We start from the raw sequence: 2,627 nt of genomic DNA, 5'->3' as shown, positions 1-2,627 counted from the left end.
GGCATTTTAATCTTCCTTTTGACCGTCAAATCAAAGGCTTAGTCTAGACTAACTTGATTAAAATGCCCCCTTTGTTGGGGTAGAGCCAATAACGTTAATATCACTCCACTTTTACGATTCTCACAAATCTTATTCGCAGCTTGATATAAACTTTGCAACTCAGCTGAAGAATAGTGAGTTGTAATCCTACCTGAACGATGCCCAAGTAAATCTTGCCTGTCTTCAAAACTTACTCCTGCAGCTCTCAATCGCCTGCCAAAGGTATGCTTTAAGTCATGCACTCTTACTTCAGGCAATTTCGCCTTCTCTCTAGCCTGTCGCCAACCAGTCGATAACATACGACTTAATGGCCGACCTTTAAAACTAAAGACATGAGTAGGATGTTTACCTCTCTCCCCTTCTATCACTTCCCGAACTGTTTCGTTACAAACAATCAGCCGTTCCTCTCCGTTTTTGACCAGTTCACCTGGGACAATAAAAACGATGATGTGTGACAATTCTGGAACTTTTATTTCCCAATCCCAGCGTAATTCACATATTTCACGATCCCGACACCCTGTATTTACGGCAAACAAAGCCATATTTTTCAGATGTTCAGGTAACTGCTGAAACAGCTTGTGCTGTTCATCCCAACTTAATGGATAAGGTTTTCTTAAATCTGGCTCAGGTAAAAGCTTTATCTTTGGCGCTGAGTTTAACCAAGTTAAACCGAATTCATCCATCCATTCACTAGCCGCTAAATTTAATATACGCCGAACAATCATCAAACCATGATTGATAGTTCTCGTGCTTACTTCATCCTTTTTTCGACCTTCAATAAAGGATTGCAAGCTACCGATATGAATTGCTTCAATAGGCAAATCCCCGATGTACTTAACCACTTCTCGCAAACGACCAGCATCATCACTGATACTGCGTTTGTGTTGGTTTTCCATCAGAAATTTAGTAGCGGCTTCTTTGAATGTTCTTTTGGGGCGAACACCGTAGACTGTTGCAAGTCTTATCTCTTCGAGACGCCTTGCGAGATACTTTTCCGCCTCTTCGAGGTTGTCAGTACCAGTGCTTTCGCAAAGTCGTCGTCCGAAGACCTTTTTATCAATACACCAGACGCTGCCACGCTTTTGCAGCCCTGGCGTTCTTTTTCGTCCCATAACTCCAAACTCCTACGTTCAACTGCCGCGGGACGACCACTACACTGTATATAATCGTCTACCCAGGCATCTAAATCAAGTCGATCAAAAGCAATACCCTGAGTTCCCATGGGAATCTCAACCAGATTTGGCCTTACATCTTTATTAAATCGATGACGATCCATACCTACATAGGTCGGAGCATCTCTTAAACGAATTAATCGAGGGATTAGGTGAATATTGCTCATGATTTCTCAACTCCTGTAACTCATAAATCAAAAATGCTCGTTTCGAGCATTTATTAGAGCATATTGAGCACATCACCGCAAATGTTTTTTTAGGCTATACCTATAAGAATTTTATTTGTACAATGTTTATCAAAATTTAATATAAGTAGGTGACATCAAATGAGTTTACTGGAAAAACTTGAACACGCTGTAGGAAATGAGTATTTGATCAGCCACAAAGATTTATTGTTAGACACAAATCAAAACAAACAGAGGCAGGCTAATTCTAATACAATAGTTTCTGTACAAAGACACCATCAGCCTGATAGCAATAAAATAGTAAATATAAAACAAGTTAATGAATAAGCTCATAGTAGTAGGGTCAGGAATAAAATCGATTTCCCATCTGACCGAAGAAACTAAACAGGTTATTCAAAGTGCTGATAAGGTACTCTACCTCGTTAATGAAGATAACCTAAAACAATGGATTCAACGAGAAGCAAAAAATTCTGAATCGTTGGATTCTATCTACTTTAGCAGTGAAAAACGGATTGAAGCATATCAGTCACTAACAAATCATCTCATTGAAGAATATAAGAAGGTTTCAATTTTATGCGTTGTTTTTTACGGCCATCCTACAGTTTTTGCAGATTCGGCGCTAAATGCCGTAATACAGATCAAAAAAAATGGCGGTGACGCTATCATATTACCTGCTGTTTCTGCTCAAGATTGTCTTTTTAGTGATCTTAAAATTGACCCTGGTAATCATGGATGCTTTTCAATCGAAGCTACCGAACTGGTATTATTTGAACGTCAAATTGATATTCATTCACACTTGATTCTTTGGCAAGTAGCAAACTTCGGCAGAACAGACGGAAAGAAATCTAATAAGCTCTCAATTTTAAAAGATTACTTGTGCGAATATTTTTCCAAGGAATATACCATATGTTTATATGAAGCACCTTCCTTACCCACTCAGCAACCAAGAATAGAATGGATCACGCTTTCATATCTCGATAAATCCCTTATTAACCCGATAACAACTGTTTATGTTCCACCTTCAGGAAAAACAGAAGTCAGTAGCAAATATTTAAAGTTACTTGAATTGAAAGTTGAAGATTTAGTTTAAAGCTAAATATTCTGTTCTTCTTTATGGGATACTGAATAATTAAGATCTCTAAGTTTTAATAACATATCCACCATATAGATTATTATTGATATGTACCAATATAGAGATTTAGAATTATATTATTAGATCTTTGCAACCAGA

3 protein-coding genes are annotated in these 2,627 nt (G+C 37.8%); 2 read left to right on the top strand and 1 reads right to left on the bottom strand.

The annotated features are described in order from the left end of the window. Positions 1-38: 38 nt before the first annotated feature. The gene (locus Lsan_RS12900; RefSeq protein WP_420324299.1) at positions 39-1,151 is read right to left on the bottom strand and encodes a tyrosine-type recombinase/integrase; all 1,113 of its coding nucleotides are present in this window, start codon (positions 1,149-1,151) and stop codon (positions 39-41) included. Positions 1,152-1,537: 386 nt separating this feature from the next. Between Lsan_RS12900 and Lsan_RS12890 the strand changes: the two genes are divergently transcribed. Further along, entirely contained in the window at positions 1,538-1,723 is a 186-nt protein-coding gene (locus tag Lsan_RS12890) for a hypothetical protein (RefSeq protein ID WP_058468142.1), read from the top strand. Further along, entirely contained in the window at positions 1,716-2,486 is a 771-nt protein-coding gene (locus Lsan_RS12885) for an SAM-dependent methyltransferase (RefSeq protein WP_058514637.1), read from the top strand. The genes Lsan_RS12890 and Lsan_RS12885 overlap by 8 nt, the downstream gene beginning before the upstream one ends. Positions 2,487-2,627: the final 141 nt, after the last annotated feature.

The organism is Legionella santicrucis, from assembly GCF_001468135.1.
Taxonomy (GTDB): domain Bacteria; phylum Pseudomonadota; class Gammaproteobacteria; order Legionellales; family Legionellaceae; genus Legionella; species Legionella santicrucis.
Note: the sequence above shows the minus strand (reverse complement) of the source record. Positions and strands in the feature narration are given on the sequence as shown.

Coding starts and splice junctions, on each gene's coding strand:
- Lsan_RS12900 (WP_420324299.1), bottom strand. CDS start 1,151: ATGGGACGAAAAAGAACGCCAGGGCTGCAAAAGCGTGGCAGCGTCTGG.
- Lsan_RS12890 (WP_058468142.1), top strand. CDS start 1,538: ATGAGTTTACTGGAAAAACTTGAACACGCTGTAGGAAATGAGTATTTG.
- Lsan_RS12885 (WP_058514637.1), top strand. CDS start 1,716: ATGAATAAGCTCATAGTAGTAGGGTCAGGAATAAAATCGATTTCCCAT.